Source organism: Paenibacillus piscarius (assembly GCF_022234545.1).
GTDB classification, from domain to species: domain Bacteria; phylum Bacillota; class Bacilli; order Paenibacillales; family Paenibacillaceae; genus Paenibacillus_AQ; species Paenibacillus_AQ piscarius.
This window is the reverse complement of sequence record NZ_JAIEUI010000027.1, coordinates 1-18358: the sequence shown is the minus strand read 5'-3', so window position 1 is coordinate 18358 and position 18358 is coordinate 1. Positions and strand designations below refer to the sequence as shown.

Below are 18358 nucleotides of genomic sequence, written 5' to 3'. Positions count from 1 at the left end.
CTATGTTAGCCGATATAGCAGCTGTACGGGTAAAGGTACATTCTGCCAGACGGTTCTAACCCTTGACTGCGCCGATCGTCAGACCTTTTACGAAATAACGCTGGATGAACGGATACAGGAACAGAATCGGTCCCGTGACCACAATCGCCATCGCCATCTTGGTGGATTCCGTAGGCAGATCGCTGCCCAGGCTAACCCCGGTGCCTGCACCCATATTGGCGATGAAGGAAGCCGAGTTAATGACGTTATACAGATGGAACTGCAGTTGATACTTATGCGGATCATTGATGAACAGCGACGAGGAGAACCAATCGTTCCAGTAAGCCAGCGCAAGGAACAGACCCACCGTAGCGATGCCGGGCATCGAGAGCTGGAGCACGATCCGCCAGTAGATTTTGAAATCCCCTGCCCCGTCAATCTTAGCCGATTCCAACAGCTCCTCAGGCACCGCCGACCGGATGAAATTCTTCATCAGAATGATCAGGAACGGCGTCATCAGCCCCGGGAAAATCAGCGCCGCATACGAATCCGTCAGGTGCAGGTATTTGGTAATCATAATGTACCAGGGCACCAGCCCCCCGCCGAACAGGGTCGTGAAGTAAATGTAAAATGAGAACGTATTGCGGTATTTGAAATCCTTGCGGGCCAGCACATAGCCGGCCATGGTCATGAAGAACAGCCCCAGCGCCGTCCCCGTCACCGTAGTGAACAGGGTCACCCCATATGCCCTCAGCACCTCATCGGGGAATGTAAATACTGTCTTGTAGCCCTCCAGCGAGAACTGGGCCGGGATGAAATGATAGCCGTCCTTGATGATAGATTCATTGGCGGTCAGGGAGGCGGAAATAATCAGCAGGAACGGAATCAGACAGGCCAGGGAGCCTATGATAATAACAGTGTAAGCCACTCCCTGCAGCAGCCTGGTATAGTGGTCATCTTTAATGGTCATGCTCGTATTCTCCTTCCTATCGGGGGCAGTATCTTCTAGAACAGGGCGTAATCATCATTGATTTTACGGATAATGTAGTTGACCGTCATGATCAGGAAGAAGCCGAACAGCGACTGATACAGGCCGGCTGCCGTGGCCATCCCGACATCGAAGGTCACCTTAAGTGAACGGAACACATACGTATCCAGAATATCTGTTGTGTTGTAGAGCACCCCGTTATTCCCGATCAGCTGGTAAAAGAGGTCAAACTGGCCCTTCATAATACTGCCCAGCGAGAACAGCAGCAGCATCACAAAGGTCGATTTCAGCATCGGCACCGTGATATACCAGATCCGCTGAAAAATGTGGGCACCGTCAATTTTGGCCGCTTCATAATACTCCTCGCTGATTCCCGTGATGGACGCCAGGTAGATGACCATGCTGTAGCCGAGATTTTTCCACAGATAGAAGAGAATAATCAGGAAAATCCAAATGACCGGATTATTATAGACATCCACAGGATTCGAGCCGAACTGCGTCAGCAGCGTGTTCAGGAAACCGTTATCATAATTGAACACATTGTAGACGATAACGCTCAGAATAACGAAGGACACGAAATACGGCAGGAACATGACCGATTGGGTCAGCTTCTTGAACCATTTCACCCGCAGCTCGCTGAGCAGAATCGCACAGGCAATCGCCAGCACATTCCCCAGCAGAATGAAGGCCAGATTGTACCCGATCGTATTGAGCGTCAGCTTCACCAGCGTGCCGGATTTCCAGAGAAATTCGAAGTTCTTCAGTCCCACGAACGGAGCGTCGAACAGCCCGGAATTGAAGTCGAATTGCGTGAACGCATAGTAGACCCCGACCATCGGAAAATATGAATTGACCAGAAAAAACAACAGCGTAGGCAGCAGCATCAGGAACAGCACCCGGTTATGGATCAGCTCATGCAGGAAGCCCTTCTTCCTGGTGCGGGTGCCAGCCCCCGATTGCGGGGATAGTCCGCTTGTTCCCTTTAATGGAAGCTGGGTGACAAGCGGCCGTCCGGTCTTGCGTTTAAGATGTCTCAAAGCCTTCACTCTCCTATGACAAAATACTCTTTCAAGTGCCGCGGCACCAGGTCCGAAGCCTCTGCCCCTCCGGCCTGTAGGCTTCGTCCAATGTGATGACCTGAGTATAGAAGATGCCTCTATGAGCTGAACAGTGAAGCTTCGGGATATTCCTGCATTAAGCGGCTAACCGGGCTGTGTACATTTCATACTTTTGTGCAGAAACCGTAGCTGCAACGCAAATAAGCCCCGGACAGCTCTCCATACGGAGAACATCCGGGGCGATTCTCAGATTATGCCTGACATGCACGCAGCCTCACGATTTAAACTTGCCTGGAATTCATTATAGGTGATATACTCTGGAAAATATACTACATCTTAAACCTAAACTTTCAATATCCAAACCATCATCCAGGAGGCTCCTTATGAACCCGCTTGTCTTCCGAATTCCTCCACTGCCGCATTACATAGCCAGCGGCTTTAACCGCTGCCAGCCGGGCTATCAGCACCGCAGCCGCCAGAGAATCAAGGTATTCGACCTGCTGATTGTACGGCAAGGCGGCCTCTACATCGGTGAGGAGGCGCAGCGGTTCACCGTGAAGGCGGGTGATGCCTTGATCCTGCGCCCGGACAGCCACCACTTCGGCACCGGAGGCTGCAAGGAGGAGACCGCCTACTATTGGCTTCACTTCCAGACCTTCCATGACTCTCTGGCCGTACCTGAGCCGGATACTGATCCCGGCCATGCTTCTCCGTCTGTGGAGGAGCTGCCTGCCTCCTTTTTCAATATCAGCACCTTCCAGCTGGAGCTGCCGCAGTTCACTACTCTGCTGCAGCCGGACAAAGCCTATGAGATACTGGACGGACTTGAACAATTGCAGGCAACGGCCCACCTCGATGCTGTCCGGTTCAAACAACAACTGCTCTTCCAGAACCTGCTGGAGCTGCTGTCAGCCTCAATGAACCCGGAGCAGCGCAGCTCCCAGTCCACCGTCTGTGCCGAACAGGCGGCTTCCTACCTCCGGGCCAACTACCGCGAAGAGATTACCACGGCCATGCTGGGCGACAGCCTGAACTTTCATCCGGTCTATATTGCCCGCTGCATGAACAAGGAATACGGCTGCTCGCCGATGGAGTACCTGCTGCGCTACCGGATCGGGCAGAGCAAGCTGCTGCTGATGCAGACCAGCTTCCCGATCTCACGGATCGCAGGCGAGGTCGGCTTCAACCAGGCCTCCTACTTCAGCTCCAGCTTCATGAAGCTGGAGGGAGTGTCGCCGCGCGAATACCGGCAGCGGTTCTCATGAATACAGGCCATCAGCGAATCCCCGCTGATGGCCTGTATTCTTCCTATGCCTCCGGCAATGCTGCCGTCAGCGTGAACTCGAACTCCAGCAGCTGATCGGCGGCGATCCGGTATTCCGGATGCACCGGCGCCCCCCAGCTGTCATCCCCGCCAACCCCCATCTGCTGCCCGGCAACGGTTACGACCGTATAATGCGCCTTGGGCAGCTCATAAGCGTGCGCCGCCTGCTCCAGCTCGAACGCGGTGTACGGCGACAGCGTACATTCCAGCGGCCGGCCCGCAGCCGCCCGAATGTGCAGCCCATAGCCCCGGCTGTCCGTGATGCTTACCTCACGGACCCCCGTCCGGTTGCCGGATTCCTGCGGCACCAGATACGGCGACGGCAGCTCCGCCACCTTCCGCCGGAAGCGGGTGAGCCGCGCTCCGAACGCGCGGTCACTGTAGTTCTCTTCCGGTCCGCGGGCATACCACTCGGAATCCTCGTAGTCTGCGGACATCCGGAAGGATACCGCCACAACCGGCACATCCGGCAGACCGTCTGCCCCGGTGTAGACCATACGGACACGGACGCTGCCGTCGGCATGGACCGTGTACTGGGTACTTGCCTTCAGCTCACTGCTGATGCTGAAGGCGTAATCGAAGCTGACCGTGGCCCGGTCTGCTTCCGTGTGCAGTCTGACCGCCGTGCACTGGCGGGCCAGACTGGCTGCGAACCAGCTGCCGGCATGGTATCCCAGCGCAGTTCCCTTGTCATTGTCGGTGGTGGCCCGCCAGAACAATGGAGCCGGCGGAGTCGCAATCATCTCGCGCCCGCCGTAGCAGAGCGACACCAGGGAGCCCGCCTGCTTGGAGAACAGCGCGGAGAAGCCGCGGCCAGTGACCCCGATGTTCACATCCCCTTCAATCACGCGGAACTCTGCTGCCGCAGGCAACAGCGCCGCTTCCCCGCCTGCTTTTGCCCCGGCCTCTTCTACGTGAGCTGCTTCGACGCGGAATACATGCTCTCCATAAGCCGTCTCGAACCCCGCTTCCGCCCATAGCTCGGCTTCCTTTAGCACCAGACTGGCCGCCAGCGTGTACTCTCCCGGCGCTGCTGACACCTCCGGCAGCTCCAGCGGAATCCGCGCTTTCTCCTGTGCAGCCACATGAACCTCCTGCTGCCCCTTGAAGATCTCCCGTCCCTCTCGCAATAGCCGGAACTCCAGCAGCAGCCGCTCCGTTCCCTCGAACAGATTCCCGTTGACCACTGTCACGGCGTCCCGTTCAGGAACAAGCCGGATGTTCTGGTAGAGGAATTTCACCTCCTGCATCTTAGGCGTAATCGTCCGGTCAGCGAAAACAATCCCGTTGCCGCAGAAGCTGTAGTCTGTAGGACGGTCATTGAAATCCCCGCCATACGCCAGATACTCCTCGCCGTACCTGTCCTTCGCTACCAGCGCCTGATCCATGTAATCCCAGATGAAGCCGCCCTGATACAACGGATACCGGCTCTCCAGCTCGATATATTTATGAAGTCCCCCGACCGAATTGCCCATGGCATGCATGTATTCGCAGCTGATATACGGCTTGTCCGGCTGGCCCTCCAGGTACTCCACGATATCTGCAGGCTTCGCATACATCCGGCTCTCCATATCACTGGTGTCATTATACTTGCGGTTATGGAAGACCCCTTCATAATGTACCAGCCGTCCGGGATCACTCTTGCGGAAGTACTCCGATACCTTCAGAATCACCTCGCCCGCATACGATTCATTGCCGCAGGACCAGATCAGGATGGACGGATGGTTTTTATCGCGCTCCAGCATCGATACCGCCCGGTCCATGACAATCCCCTCCCACTCCGGCTTATCCCCGGGAATGTTCCAGGACGGCTCCACGGCCCCCATCTTCTGCCACGAGCCATGGGATTCCAGGTTCATCTCATCAATGACATACACCCCGTATTCATCGCACAGCTCATACCACAGCGTCTGGTTCGGATAATGCGAGGTCCGCACCGCGTTGATATTGTTCTGCTTCAGGATGATGATATCCTTAATCATATCTTCCCGGGAGATGTTCCGGCCCGTGCGGGGGTTGAACTCGTGGCGGTTGACGCCTTTGAACATGATCCGTTTCCCGTTCAGCAGCATCAGCTTATCCTTCAGCTCGAACGTGCGGAACCCCGCCCGCTGCACAATCGCCTCCACCAGCTCCCCTTCGCCATTACACACAGAGATACAGACGTTATAAAGGTACGGATTCTCGGCGCTCCACGGGAACACCTTGCCAGCATCCACGCTTAGAGCAGCCTTGCCCGCCACAGCCCGTCCTTCTGCTTCCGCCACCACAGCACCTGCCGCATCCTTCAGCTCCACACGGATTACAGCATCGGCCCCATGCGTCATCCGAAGCTCAGCCTTCAATATCCCCTGCTCATAGGAAGCATCCAGCCCCGCCTGAATCCGCAGATCCTGCACATGAAGCTCAGGAACCGTATACAGATACACCTCGCGAAAAATCCCCGAGAACCGCCAGAAATCCTGATCCTCCAGCCAGCTCCCTGTACAGCGCTGATACACCTCAACCGCCAGCTTGTTGGCTCCTTCCTGCAGATAAGGCGTCAGCTCGAACTCGGCAGGAGTGAAGCTGTCTTCGCTGTAGCCGATGAAATGCCCGTTCAGCCATACATAACAAGCCGCCTCTACGCCCTGAAAAGAAATAAACACCGGTCCCTTCTCCCACTCTGCCGGAACCTCGAACATCTTCACATAACTGCCCACCGTATTACTGCTCACCGGAATCTCCGGCGGCCTTACAGCATCCAGCCCATCCCATGGGTACATCGTGTTGGCATATTGGGGTCTGCCGTACCCCTGAAGCTGGATATGACCCGGTACCTGGATATCTCCCCAGCCCCTGGTATCATAATCAGCTTTATAGAAATCCTGAGCACGGGCAGCGGCGTTCACCGCATAGCTGAATTTCCAATCCCCGTTCAGCGAGTGGCGCAGCGCCATAGGGGCTTGTCTCTCCGCTTCCTCCATCGTTCTATAATACCGGTGGTCCGAATGCGCTTCCAACCGGTTCACCTTATACACGGATACATCGCTTAACCAATCCAGGCTTGGCTCCTTGCCAGACATATTCTTGTCCTCCTCATCTGCTTGAAGTGAATCTGGTCCTTATTCTACCCAAAGTTGGCCCCGGCTCCAAGTAGCGGATCACAACTAAAGTGCAGATAACTGACTTTTCAGGTGGCTTTAGGTTCTCCGGAGGCTCCGGCTTCATTCTCAAGGGAGGCAAAATAAGCAATCTTATGATCTATCTTCCGGGCAAAGCTCTGAAAGAACTTAATCTTCTCATCAATATGCTGTTTATGCTCCTGCAGCAGCCTGCGCTGGTCGGGCAGGGTATCTCTGCCTTCCTTCGAGAGCGCAATGAATTGCTTAATGTCAGCGATAGCCATGCCGGTATCCTTCAGGCAGCAGATTAACGAGATCAGCTCCACATCCTCGTCATTGAAGCAGCGGTTGCCGTTAGCATCCCTGGCCACAACCGGCAATACTCCCTCCCGTTCATAATAACGCAGCGTATATTGGCTTAGTCCGCTTTTTTGTGCTATGGTTTTGATGCTGTAGCCCATCTGTGCAGCCCCTCTCTGTCAGCAAGCGTTGGTTTCCCTTATAACGTAACACCAATCGGATGCGGTGAACAACTACTCTATCAATCTCTTGACTTACACCTAACTCTAAGGTCTAAGCTTAACCAAGAACCTTTCATTTAAGGAGTGAATGATTAATGGTAAAAAGAATTAACGTCGCGAACGGCACACTTGACGTCTCCGAGATTTCTCTGGGCTGTATGCGGATCGCTGATCTGTCCCCCAAAGAGGCTGAAGTTCATATCCACAGCGCCCTTGAGGTGGGCATAGACTTCTTTGACCATGCCGATATTTATGCCGGCGGCAAGGCTGAGGAAGTGTTCGGCGATGTGCTGGCTGCTAATCCGGGAATGCGCGACCGGTTAATGATCCAGGCCAAATGCGGTATCCGCAACGGCTTCTTCGATTTCTCTAAAGAGCATATTGTGACTTCAGTAGAGAACAGCCTGAAGCGGCTGCAGACCGATTATGTGGATGTCCTTCTCCTGCACCGTCCTGACACCCTGATGGAGCCGGAGGAAGTAGCCGAAGCCTTCGATAATCTGGAGCGCAGAGGGCTCGTCAAGCACTTCGGCGTCAGCAATCAGAACCCGCTGCAGATTGAGCTATTGAAAAAGAACGTTAAGCAGCCCCTTCTGTTCAACCAGTTGCAGCTCAGCATCATGGTTACCGGCATGATTGATGCCGGCTTCAACGTCAACATGACCAATGCCGGTTCCGTAGTCCACGATGGCGGAATACTGGAGTACAGCCGTCTGCACGATATGACCATCCAGCCGTGGTCGCCGTTCCAGTACGGCTTCTTCGAGGGTGTATTCCTGGGCAACGAGAAGTTCCCGAAGGTGAACGAAGTCATTAACCGGATTGCCGAAGACAAAGGCGTAACCGACAACGCGATCGCGATCGCCTGGCTGCTCAGACACCCGGCCAAGATGCAGCCGATTGTCGGCACCACCAACACTACCCGCCTGCTCGAGATCGCCAAGGCCGCAGACATCACCCTCAGCCGCGAGGAATGGTACGAGATTTACCGCGCAGCCGGGAATGTGCTGCCTTAACGAAGAAGGCACAAGAAGACACCGCCAGACTTTAGACCTTTTCGGCTAAAGCTGGCGGTGTTTTTTAACTACCTCGCGATCGGGCTAACTTTTTTACCCATCTTATAAATTCCAATCCAGGCTAACATCAATACGATCTGAGCCAGAACGACCAGCCACAATACCTCCGTGAAACCTCCTATGAGGCAAAATATAGTGTTGACCAGGGGGAATCCCAAGAAAGTAAACATGATCGGAAAATCTTTTTTGGGAGTGATGGAGTAATTAGCCTTCCGGTCCCAGAACTTTATGAAGGTTAATGCTAAAACTCCGATGGTAATTACAGAAAGTGCAATCAACATCACCCATTGCATATTAGATTCTCTGGCGAAGAACGGCCCCATGTAATTAAAGAAGTTAGACATAGGCGAGAACATACAAGCCAATGACGCAATGGCTGCCAGAAACGGATAGATGTAACCAACGGTTTTACTGTAGCCTTTCTTTTTATGCCACCATTCCCCAATCAGAATAAAGACGGTCCAATAACCCGCGATATAAATCCATCCTGTAAAATTCATCACGGGCTCCCCATAGATCTGAGGTTCACCGGCCAGCGGATAATACGTCCATCTTGCGATGGTTCCATCCATGGTCTCAAAAATCTGTTTAACGGCCACCGGATCGAGTGAAAAGTCAAACACCATAGCGCTTAATCCCGTCATAAAGGGCTTCGTCCAGGACGGTATATTAACAGACTTTAGAACACGTAAGGTGGAATAAATGATCAGAAACTCAATAATAGGCACCGTAATCGGTATATTGAATAGCATCAAAATACTGCGCCCGTAGGCGTAGAAGCCTTCTCCAAGCGATGAAGCCGTAATTTCAAAAACGGCTGCGTAAAAAAATACAAAACCTATAAATTGCAACAGAACCGTTTTGGGATGTGTCTCCTTATCAAGGATATAAAAAACCATTAGAACAGCCGCAATTAAGACGAGAATATCTTGAATAACCCATACAGGGACTACAGTTATTTCACCCATATTCTTCCTCCATTTAGTTTAATTTGAATCGAACGTTCAAATAAATTATAATATCACCATGTTAGTAAAACAACATACTGTTCGTTTTGATTATGTTAGTTACCATACAAATCATATTAGATTTGTTCATTTACTATTTTATTATTTTAAATTGGGGGGGATAGTATGTCAGACAAAAAAACAGATCACCGGGTGAGATATACCAAAATGGTGATCAAAGAAAGCTTGTTGAAGCTGCTGACAGAACGGTCTATCAACAAAGTTACCGTGACCGACATTTGCAGCGAAGCAGGGATAAACCGCAACACCTTTTATTCACACTATGCGAATCAGTTTGAACTTCTTTCAACCATCGAAAATGAGCTTTACGAAGAAGTTAGGGAACTTGGGCTTCGTTCTTCCAACCCGCAAAAGCTGTCTTATGAATTATGTAAGTATATAAAAGCGAATAAAACGATATGTGAGGTTCTGTTCTCCGAGCATGGCGATAAAGAATTATTAGAAAGAATCCTATATATCAGCCACGATTTAACGATTGAGCGCTGGAAGCAGGAATTAAAATATTTTGATCCGCAATTATTTGAGTCCTGGTATACGTTCACCTCTCATGGCAGTATAGCCATTATTAAAAAGTGGGTGAGCAGCGGTCTCAAGGAAAGCCCCAGTAAGGTTGCAGCTTTTATTGATAAAGCGACCGAGGCCGTATCCAAAGCATTTTATGCCGAAAATTCATAATCTATTAAAATAAGCGGCCGCTCATTGTTGAGGGCCGCTTCTCTGCACATTCATTTTCTTTTATTCCGATGGCTCTGAAGGATCCTTTGCCTGTTGTTCTATAAGTGCGGCTTCCTTAGCAGAAAGCTCATTTAATGTCATAAAAAAGGGCTCTATAGGTACCATCACACCACAGCTTGATCCAAGTCCCAACATCAATCTCAGATAGAATTGAACCTTCCTTTTCTCCCTGGCAATCTGCTGTAATTCCGACAGGTCCGAATCTTTTTTCTTCATCAGCCGATGCTTCCTTCCATCTCAATCTGTCGTGTCGTCATTCTCGCTAGCTCCCCTTCCGTAGTGTTTTTCAGCACGCGCCAACAGATCACCCATGAATTTCCCGATCGTCTGTAACTCAGCCTCTGAATAAGAATCAATGAACTGGTAAAAGCTCTCTTCTTTCTCTTGATGCATCTTTTGGTGCAGTTGATAAACCTGTCTTCCCTTATCCGTTAGAGTGAAATAACTTTCCTTCCGGTTGTTGTTCATTTGATTTCTCACAATGAAACCCATCTCCAATAACTTTGAACTAATATTTGTAATACTTGCTTTGGACAAATTCATTCTTTTGGTAATTCCCGTATGATTGATTGGCTCATGATCACCAATGCAATCAATAACGTGCACACTGGTAATATTATTGGAGAGCATCTCAATCTGAAGCTTATGGGCTTGCTCCCGAAACACGTTAATTTCATGTTCTGTATATAATTCGTTCAAATGCAGCATTCGGATATATTGCTCGTATAGCTGACCTTTAGAATGACCTGGAAACTCCAAATCACATCTCTCCTCCCATGTATTTAGTTACAGACCTTATTCAGCGGCAGTAATAAATGGTTTTAAATTTTTGTTCATCACTGAACAAAACCATAGTAGCACGACTGATATTGAGAATCAATATCATTTTCATCTTTTCAAAACAAATCGTATCTGCTATACTTCAACCAGACTACCAAACATCCTACGTTTGCAAAGGAATGATACTATTGTTAGCTCAGACTCAACGTTTAACCTTGGTGGAACAGGTGGCCTACCAGATCCAGGAGAAGATCGAAAGCAGCGAATGGCAAGTTGGGACACGTATTCCTCCAGAGCCCGAGCTAATGGAGCAGCTTCAAGTCAGCCGTAATACCTTAAGGGAAGCAGTTCGGGCTCTAACGTATGCGGGTCTGCTCAAGACCAGACAAGGGGACGGGACTTATGTCTGCTCCTCCAGTGTGTTAGGGTCGGTGATTAGAAAAGTGATCGAGCATACCGATAAGTTCGAGAGCCTGGAGGTCCGGTATGCCTTAGAGAGAGAGGCAGCTGCTCTGGCTGCGCTCAGGAGAGACGAGGAGGATCTGGCCGCACTTCGGACATGCCTGGACCAGTGCAGACAAGCAGCCGCCCAGCAAAATCTTGAGACTTATGCCCACTGGGACGTGGAGTTTCATAAAATGGTGATCGCTGCTTCACATAACCAATTGATGGCGAATTTGTACAATCATATTTCCGAGGCGCTGCAGAACATGATTTTGGAAATGAAGGATCTCAAAAACGTGGATTTCTATCTCGACTCTCATGCCCTGCTCTATCAAGCCATTGCCGATCAGGATGGTCAACAAGCGGAGGAGGCTGTCCGTTCATACATTGACAAAGCCCGTACACAGGAGGAACATCTATGAGTTCATCAGAACAATTGTTAAACAAGCAGGATGGAATATCTAATACCAGTATTCGGAAGCAAGCCACAGTCTGGCTTATGATCATAGGAATTATTTTTATCGCTGCGAATTTGCGCGCGCCCCTCACATCAGTGGGACCCTTAGTTAGTCTTATAAGGGACAACGTGCATATCTCCAATACATTAGCAGGCCTGATTACCACAGTACCCCTAATTGCATTTGCCTTGTTATCCCCTTTTGTACCGAAATTAGGACAGAAATATGGTGTAGAACGAATTATCCTGATTTCTCTTATTATTTTGTCCTCCGGTATTGCTGTCCGGTCGTTATCGGGAGCATTGACCTTGTATATGGGCACTGCAATCCTGGGGTTTGCTATTACCATGTGTAATGTATTGCTTCCCAGCCTGATTAAACGGGAATTTCCGCAGCAAATGGGTACGATGACAGGGGTATATTCGGTTTCCATGAATCTGTGCGGGGCGATAGCCTCAGGTGTAAGTGTTCCCTTGGCTGTAGGGGCTGGCTTGAACTGGCAAGGGGCCTTAGGCATATGGGGGATTCTTAGCATCGTCTCTATTCTCTTTTGGATACCCCAGCTTAAGAATCCGGCACAACCAGCCGTTGTTGCCCGTAGCGCAGCTAACAATTCTCAAGTTAAGATCTGGCGCTCTCCGCTGGCTTGGCAGGTAACTCTTTTTATGGGAATACAATCGGCCATCTTCTATGTGCTGGTGGCCTGGTTGCCCGAAATTCTGAAGGATCAAGGCATCAGCCCCAGTCAATCCGGCTGGTTTCTCTCAGTTATGATTATGGCTTCCCTCCCCTTTGCCTTTATCGTTCCTGTGATGGCAGGCCGCATGTCTAACCAACGGATATTAGTGGTCATTACAGCAGCTCTGCTTTTGACCGGCACACTTGGACTGCTCTATAGCAGTATCCAACTGCTTCTGTTTTGGGTGATTATTCTCGGTATTGGAGGAGGCTTTGCTTTTGGCTTGTCGATGATGTTCTTCGGCTTGCGCACCCAAAGCGCCCAACAGGCTGCTGAATTATCGGGTATGGCCCAATCCATCGGATATCTGCTGGCAGCCATCGGCCCGGCACTGATTGGATACCTGCATGATGCCACTCATAGCTGGAGCGCTCCACTCCTGATCATGGTCGGCGCCTCTGCTCTTCTCGGTATCGTTGGCCTAGGTGCGGCCAGAAATCAAAGTGTATAGACATCTCTAGCCGGCGGTTTTGTCCGCTGGCTCCTTTTCATCAAGGCTCCATTACAAAAACCCATCCCCCGTGTGCCACATTTTCCATTTTCCACCTCGTGTCTGACGAAACCCTTGCTTTGCTTATAAAATCACGGAATTTCTATGAGAATAAAAGTAATTTCCTCTTCATTCACTTCCTCCCCCTTCAATTATCCATGTAAAAAAGCGATCTATTTATATAAGCTTATACGGAAGCTAAAGCTTTGAATAACGGCCAAAAAATAATAAAGGAGATTATTTTGTGAACTCAAACACTGCTCTTATAACAAAAGGCGGTGCAAACGTGCCGTCTTCCAAACGTCTTCCGTGGGCCGGGTTGCTGGCTTTAGCCATAGCGGGGGTCATCTGTATTCTTACGGAAAGCCTGCCAGCCGGATTACTGCCGCAAATTGCACAGGACCTTGGGGTCAGAGAAGCTCTTGCCGGACAATTGGTCACGCTCTATGCGGTTGGCTCGCTTCTGGCCGCTATACCTTTGACAACGGCTACCCGCGGGTGGAGGCGCCGGCCGCTTCTGCTGCTGTGCATTACTGGCTTCCTTGTATTTAACACCATTACCGCATTATCTACGGTGTATGTGTTAACGCTGGTCGCGCGTTTTTTCGCTGGTGTCTCTGCAGGTGTTCTCTGGGGGATGACGGCCGGTTATGCACGGCGGATGGTACCCGATTCGCTGAAGGGAAAAGCGATGGCCGTGGCCATGGCGGGTACTCCGCTGGCATTGGCGCTGGGTGTTCCGCTTGGTACATTTGCGGGAACATATACAGGGTGGCGTCTCATCTTCGGAGCGGTATCATTACTGACGGCAGTCCTTATTGGCTGGGTGCTCTGGAAAGTGCCGGATTATGCAGGTGAGCCTTCCCGTGATCAGCTTCCTTTTCACAAGATTTTGCTGCTTCCTGGTGTACGGCCGATTTTGTTCGTCGTTTTGTTCTGGGTCCTGGCTCATAACATTTTGTACACCTACATTGCACCCTATCTTGCAGAAACGGCGTTGGCTCAGCGAGTGGATTTCGTTCTTCTCCTTTTCGGATTGACCTCGGTTGCCGGCATTTGGCTGATCGGCATACTGATTGACCGTCATCTAAGGATGCTGGTTTTAATCAGTATCGCCGGATTTTCTGTGGCTTCTGCAGCCTTGGGAATTGGAATGAATCAACCTGTAATCATTATTCTTGGTGTTGCGGTGTGGGGACTAACGTTTGGCGGGGCTGCCACTCTACTGCAAACAGCAATTACACAAGCTGGGGGGAAAAGCGCAGATATCGCCCAATCCATGCTCGTTACCTCGTGGAATGTGGCTATCGGCGGCGGAGGCATGATCGGCGGACTCCTTCTCGAGCTGCTTGGAGCCAAATTCCTTCCGGGGGTATTAATTCTTCTGTTGCTTCCCTCATTGCTTGCAGCCTGGCAGGCTAAAAAGCATGGCTTTCCATCCTAAAGGAATATACAAGTATGCGTAACATAAGCCAAAAAGGAATCTGCGCTAATATGCAGGTTCTTTTTTGGCTTTAGAGAGGTACCATTTTAGGCGAGCAGATCCTCTTCTCCAATAAGATTCTTATAGGGGACTGGTGAAGACATTACGATCATAGTGGTATAGGTTCCGTATTGATCACACCGGTTCTCAAAATCCTCCAGGTCCTGGGTGGTTGGCGTAAGGACCTTCAACAAATAATTATGCTCTCCGCTTATCCGGTAACACTCCATAACCTCCGGTGCAGAACGGCAAAAGTCAAGAAATGGATAGCAATTCCGGGTCCGAACAAGCATGTAAGCTGTGCATTGCTTGCCCAATTTTTGCGGAGAAACGACGGTTCGGTATACCTCGATAATCCCCTTTTCTTCCATGCGTTTTACACGTTCAGTTACGGCTGGCTGAGACAGTCCCACCAGCTTGCCTAAATCCGTCATTGATAATCTCGCCTGGTTCTGCAGATGAAGCACGATGCTTTTATCAATTTCGTCCAAGTCCATTGCCTCCCTATAATTTAAAAGTTATTTCTCTTAAATACCTTTATAATCATCAAAGACTTCATACCTTAACTAATTTGTTCTATGTAAGGTAACAGAAATTATTTATATAATAAACACACTTGCTATAAATAATCAAGTGAATCACAAGCATGAGAGGATGAGGAGCATGAGAACAACAGATCCGGAATTACTGCATAAATACATCAATGAGATCATTGACCACACACTTCAGGAGAAAAGAATTGTGGGTACCGTCGTCCAAATTGCATTAGACGGAAGCCTTGTGTACAGCAGGCCTGCTGGCTGGGCCGACCGCGAGCAGCAACGGCCGATGGAGAACAATGCTCTGTTTAGATATGCTTCGGTAACCAAACCGATTGTGTCAACGGCAGCCTTAGTGTTAATTTCACAAGGAAGATTGCAATTAAACGATCTGGTGGATAAATGGTTGCCTGCCTTCCGTCCCAAACTGCCAAACGGACAAGATGCCTTGATAACCATACACCATCTGATGACGCACACCGCTGGCTTAACCTACCGTTTCTTTCAGGAGAATAAGGGAACTTACGAGCTGGCCGGAGTATCGGACGGTATGGATCTGACAGACGTTACCCTTGAAGAGAATCTGCACAGACTCGCCTCTGTTCCGCTTCTATATGAACCGGGGAAAATGTGGAGGTATTCCATAGCAACAGACGTGCTCGGAGCGGTCATCGAAAAGGTGACGGGAATGCCGCTGCCTGAAGCTGTACGGATGCTTGTCACCCATCCGCTTTCCATGCTGGACACGGGTTTCAAGCCCGTGGATACAGACAGATTGACCACGGCTTACGCAGACAGCGCTGATGGAGAGCCCCGGCGCTTGCACGATTATGATACCATTCCGTTTGTGGAGGGGACAGCAGGCTTCCTCCTCACACCCAACAGGTTTACTGGTAAGAACGCTTATCCTTCCGGGGGAGCTGGCATGATTGGCAGTGCAGGAGACTTTCTTACCCTGCTGGAAGCTTTGCGGCAAGGAGGGAATCCGATTCTGCCGAAGGCACTTGTCACTGAGATGACGAGCAATCAAATTGGCAACCTTGAAATGCCCTATTGGCCGGGAAGAGGCTTTGGACTAGGCTTCACGCTGCTTAAAGATCCAGCGGCTGCCAATACACCGGAATCGCCGGGAACATGGCGGATGGGCGGCACCTATGGTCACTCCTGGTTTGTTGATCCGGGCGAGAAGCTTAGTGTGGTAGCCTTCACCAATACGGCGATTGAAGGAATGTCCGGCAGGTATACAACGGAACTGTGCGAAGCGGTCTACAAGGGGATTCGAGGAGTGGAATAATATAAAACCCGAAAAAAACTAGTAGAATACAGGTTTTCTCGGGTTATCCATTATAAGCAGATCCACCCCGCCCCTACCATTGCCAAATAAACGGAGCAACTTATTGCACCAAATGTAGCGAGTTTGATACAATGCAAGCAGCATTGAGTGCACCCGTGAGTATTTGTACAGAGAAAGCAGGATGAATACAAATCCATTCTGCTAATCTTGAGTTGGGAAGGGGGGCTGGTAATGCAATGGGTAGACAGAATGAATCTGGCTATTGATTATATTGAAACACATTTGACGGAACAAATCGATCCTGTGGAAATCAATCGTATTATGGCATGTACCTATTCAGTTTTTCAGCGTTCGTTTGCACCAATCACTGGAATACAGTTATCGGAATACATTCGCCGAAGACGGTTATCCAGCGCGGCATATGACCTTCAGAATACAAACCACCGCGTATTGGATATTGCCGTGAAGTACGGATATGATTCCGCAGATGCGTTTTCCTCGGCATTCAAACGCATGCATGGAATCACACCACAGGAGGCTAGATCGTCAGATGCTAATCTAAAATTCTATACCCGCCTGACCTTTACTTTTATGATCATGGGGGTTAATGAAATGAATTACAGGGTACTGAATAAGGATTCTTTTAATGTGCTTGGGATTCGCCGAACAACACCTTATGGTGGGGGAACATGGGCAATTATCAAGTCGGATGGAACAGCACAGAAGTTACAGGAAATCGGTGGTCATCTATGTGACTTGGGGTTGTGCTTCGGTTATGATGATGAGGGTAATGATGATTATATGTGTGGCATTGAGTATTCCGGAGAGGATATTGATGGCTTTGATCGATACCTATGCCCCGCTGCCAGCTGGCTTGTATTTACAGCTAAAGGCACGATTTCGGGTGGTATTCTTAGCCAGACATGGAAGCGCATCTATGGCGAGTTCATGCCCCAAAGTGAATACAATCAGTTGGATTTACCTACCATTGAACAGTACATTGAATGGGACGAAAGCACAGATACCTGTCATGTGGACATCTTCATTCCCGTTCATAGATAATCCGTTACTAACCTCAGGTGGCTTTTGCCGCCTTTTTCTTTTGTACACCTAATGACGCATACCGCCAAAAGGAATGAGATCAAAAAATATAAAAAAACTCATCAGAGTATCATCCAATGAGTGTTAATTTGATTATGATACCGGCGAGAGGACTCGAACCTCCACGGTTTCCCACTCGATTTTGAGTCGAGCGCGTCTGCCATTCCGCCACGCCGGCGTATCTATGTTGAAATAAAAAATGGAGGTGCCACCCAGATTTGAACTGGGGATAAAGCTTTTGCAGAGCTTTGCCTTACCACTTGGCTATGGCACCGAAATAAATGGAGCGGACGACGGGAATCGAACCCGCGACCCTCGCCTTGGCAAGGCGATGCTCTACCGCTGAGCCACGTCCGCATATAATGGCTGGGGATATAGGAATCGAACCTATGAATGACGGAGTCAAAGTCCGTTGCCTTACCGCTTGGCTAATCCCCAATATTTGTTGTGAAATAAATGGGGCGACTGATGGGTCTCGAACCCACGAATGCCGGAACCACAATCCGGTGCGTTAACCCCTTCGCCACAGTCGCCATATGAAGCTTTGTTATTGTAATACCTTATTAATTCTTCTAAAAGAAATGGGGCGGCCGATGGGTCTCGAACCCACGAATGCCGGAACCACAATCCGGTGCGTTAACCCCTTCGCCACGGCCGCCATGTTATTCTTTTATAGGATATTAATTGGCAGGGGCAGCAGGAATTGAACCCACACCAACGGTTTTGGAGACCGTTGTTCTACCTTTAAACTATGCCCCTAAAAAATGGTGGAGGCTGATGGATTCGAACCACCGAACACGTACGTGAGCAGATTTACAGTCTGATGCGTTTGGCCACTTCGCTAAGCCTCCACGGATGGTGCCGGCGAGAGGACTTGAACCCCCAACCTACTGATTACAAGTCAGTTGCTCTACCAATTGAGCTACACCGGCATATTAAATTGTATGGTGGCGCGGGAGGGAATCGAACCCCCGACACAAGGATTTTCAGTCCTTTGCTCTACCGACTGAGCTACCGAGCCATAAAAGTGATTCTGTAAAGATGGCGGAACCGACGGGATACTCTTCACTCCGTTACGAGATTGCGAAGTATTCCTTACGATGCCCATGCTTCAACGAACCCAGGGAATTCTCATCCCTAATGCCATTAAAATGGCGGAACCGACGGGATTCGAACCCGCGATCTCCTGCGTGACAGGCAGGCATGTTAGGCCAACT

The 18358-nt window shown here is 50.0% G+C and carries 16 protein-coding genes and 10 tRNA genes; 8 read left to right on the top strand and 18 right to left on the bottom strand.

What is annotated here, in order from left to right:
- Positions 1–55: 55 nt before the first annotated feature.
- Both K1558_RS28795 and K1558_RS28790 read right to left on the bottom strand, forming a co-directional pair.
- Positions 56–949 carry a carbohydrate ABC transporter permease gene (locus tag K1558_RS28795; RefSeq protein ID WP_238655414.1) on the bottom strand — a complete coding sequence of 298 codons (894 nt, stop codon included), beginning with the start codon at positions 947–949 and terminating at the stop codon, positions 56–58.
- 35 nt (positions 950–984) lie between these two features.
- Positions 985–1851, bottom strand: coding sequence for an ABC transporter permease (locus tag K1558_RS28790; RefSeq protein ID WP_238655476.1), 867 nt, complete (start codon positions 1849–1851; stop codon positions 985–987).
- 557 nt (positions 1852–2408) lie between these two features.
- Here K1558_RS28790 and K1558_RS28785 point away from each other — a divergent pair.
- Positions 2409–3290, top strand: coding sequence for an AraC family transcriptional regulator (locus K1558_RS28785; protein WP_238655413.1), 882 nt, complete (start codon positions 2409–2411; stop codon positions 3288–3290).
- A 43-nt stretch (positions 3291–3333) separates the two neighbouring features.
- Here K1558_RS28785 and lacZ read toward each other — a convergent pair whose 3' ends face one another.
- Positions 3334–6414, bottom strand: coding sequence for a beta-galactosidase, LacZ type (lacZ, locus tag K1558_RS28780; RefSeq protein ID WP_238655412.1), 3081 nt, complete (start codon positions 6412–6414; stop codon positions 3334–3336).
- Positions 6415–6521: 107 nt separating this feature from the next.
- On the bottom strand, positions 6522–6914 hold the full coding sequence (locus tag K1558_RS28775; RefSeq protein WP_238655411.1) for a MerR family transcriptional regulator: 393 nt from the start codon (positions 6912–6914) through the stop codon (positions 6522–6524).
- Between the two features lie 155 nt (positions 6915–7069).
- Here K1558_RS28775 and K1558_RS28770 point away from each other — a divergent pair, with 155 nt between their 5' ends.
- Complete coding sequence (locus tag K1558_RS28770) at positions 7070–7990, top strand: aldo/keto reductase (RefSeq protein ID WP_238655410.1); 921 nt, start codon at positions 7070–7072, stop codon at positions 7988–7990.
- Between the two features lie 68 nt (positions 7991–8058).
- Here K1558_RS28770 and K1558_RS28765 read toward each other — a convergent pair whose 3' ends face one another.
- Positions 8059–9018, bottom strand: a complete 960-nt coding sequence (locus K1558_RS28765; RefSeq protein WP_238655409.1) for a carotenoid biosynthesis protein — start codon at positions 9016–9018, stop codon at positions 8059–8061.
- Positions 9019–9183: 165 nt separating this feature from the next.
- Here K1558_RS28765 and K1558_RS28760 point away from each other — a divergent pair, with 165 nt between their 5' ends.
- Positions 9184–9753, top strand: coding sequence for a TetR/AcrR family transcriptional regulator (locus K1558_RS28760; RefSeq protein ID WP_238655408.1), 570 nt, complete (start codon positions 9184–9186; stop codon positions 9751–9753).
- A gap of 60 nt (positions 9754–9813) precedes the next feature.
- On the opposite strand, the gene K1558_RS28755 is transcribed toward K1558_RS28760, so the two are convergent.
- Entirely contained in the window at positions 9814–10029 is a 216-nt protein-coding gene (locus tag K1558_RS28755) for a hypothetical protein (RefSeq protein ID WP_238655407.1), read from the bottom strand.
- A 21-nt stretch (positions 10030–10050) separates the two neighbouring features.
- Positions 10051–10572, bottom strand: a complete 522-nt coding sequence (locus K1558_RS28750) for a MarR family transcriptional regulator (protein WP_238655406.1) — start codon at positions 10570–10572, stop codon at positions 10051–10053.
- A gap of 200 nt (positions 10573–10772) precedes the next feature.
- Between K1558_RS28750 and K1558_RS28745 the strand changes: the two genes are divergently transcribed.
- The 3 genes from K1558_RS28745 to K1558_RS28735 all read left to right on the top strand — a co-directional run bounded on the left by K1558_RS28745 (position 10773) and on the right by K1558_RS28735 (position 14168).
- On the top strand, positions 10773–11459 hold the full coding sequence (locus tag K1558_RS28745; protein ID WP_420800478.1) for a FadR/GntR family transcriptional regulator: 687 nt from the start codon (positions 10773–10775) through the stop codon (positions 11457–11459).
- Positions 11456–12685 (top strand): CynX/NimT family MFS transporter, encoded by a 1230-nt coding sequence (locus tag K1558_RS28740; RefSeq protein WP_238655405.1) that lies wholly within the window; start codon positions 11456–11458, stop codon positions 12683–12685. The genes K1558_RS28745 and K1558_RS28740 overlap by 4 nt, the downstream gene beginning before the upstream one ends.
- A 283-nt stretch (positions 12686–12968) precedes the next feature.
- Positions 12969–14168, top strand: a complete 1200-nt coding sequence (locus K1558_RS28735; protein ID WP_238655404.1) for an MFS transporter — start codon at positions 12969–12971, stop codon at positions 14166–14168.
- 86 nt (positions 14169–14254) lie between these two features.
- On the opposite strand, the gene K1558_RS28730 is transcribed toward K1558_RS28735, so the two are convergent.
- The gene (locus tag K1558_RS28730) at positions 14255–14698 is read right to left on the bottom strand and encodes an Lrp/AsnC family transcriptional regulator (RefSeq protein ID WP_238655403.1); all 444 of its coding nucleotides are present in this window, start codon (positions 14696–14698) and stop codon (positions 14255–14257) included.
- A gap of 172 nt (positions 14699–14870) precedes the next feature.
- Between K1558_RS28730 and K1558_RS28725 the strand changes: the two genes are divergently transcribed.
- Both K1558_RS28725 and K1558_RS28720 read left to right on the top strand, forming a co-directional pair.
- Positions 14871–16040, top strand: a complete 1170-nt coding sequence (locus K1558_RS28725; RefSeq protein WP_238655402.1) for a serine hydrolase domain-containing protein — start codon at positions 14871–14873, stop codon at positions 16038–16040.
- A gap of 231 nt (positions 16041–16271) precedes the next feature.
- On the top strand, positions 16272–17102 hold the full coding sequence (locus K1558_RS28720) for an AraC family transcriptional regulator (protein ID WP_238655401.1): 831 nt from the start codon (positions 16272–16274) through the stop codon (positions 17100–17102).
- A gap of 138 nt (positions 17103–17240) precedes the next feature.
- On the opposite strand, the gene K1558_RS28715 is transcribed toward K1558_RS28720, so the two are convergent.
- From K1558_RS28715 to K1558_RS28670, 10 genes are all read right to left on the bottom strand, one after another.
- Positions 17241–17319 (bottom strand) — tRNA-Leu (locus K1558_RS28715).
- A gap of 22 nt (positions 17320–17341) precedes the next feature.
- A tRNA-Cys gene (locus K1558_RS28710) sits at positions 17342–17415 on the bottom strand.
- An 8-nt stretch (positions 17416–17423) separates the two neighbouring features.
- Positions 17424–17498 (bottom strand) — tRNA-Gly (locus K1558_RS28705).
- A 6-nt stretch (positions 17499–17504) separates the two neighbouring features.
- A tRNA-Gln gene (locus K1558_RS28700) sits at positions 17505–17579 on the bottom strand.
- Positions 17580–17598: 19 nt separating this feature from the next.
- Positions 17599–17674: transfer RNA gene (locus K1558_RS28695), tRNA-His, on the bottom strand.
- Positions 17675–17723: 49 nt separating this feature from the next.
- Positions 17724–17799, bottom strand: a tRNA-His gene (locus tag K1558_RS28690).
- Positions 17800–17826: 27 nt separating this feature from the next.
- Positions 17827–17900, bottom strand: a tRNA-Trp gene (locus tag K1558_RS28685).
- 6 nt (positions 17901–17906) lie between these two features.
- Positions 17907–17992 (bottom strand) — tRNA-Tyr (locus K1558_RS28680).
- 5 nt (positions 17993–17997) lie between these two features.
- A tRNA-Thr gene (locus tag K1558_RS28675) sits at positions 17998–18073 on the bottom strand.
- 13 nt (positions 18074–18086) lie between these two features.
- Positions 18087–18162 (bottom strand) — tRNA-Phe (locus K1558_RS28670).
- Between the last annotated feature and the right edge of the window lie 196 nt (positions 18163–18358).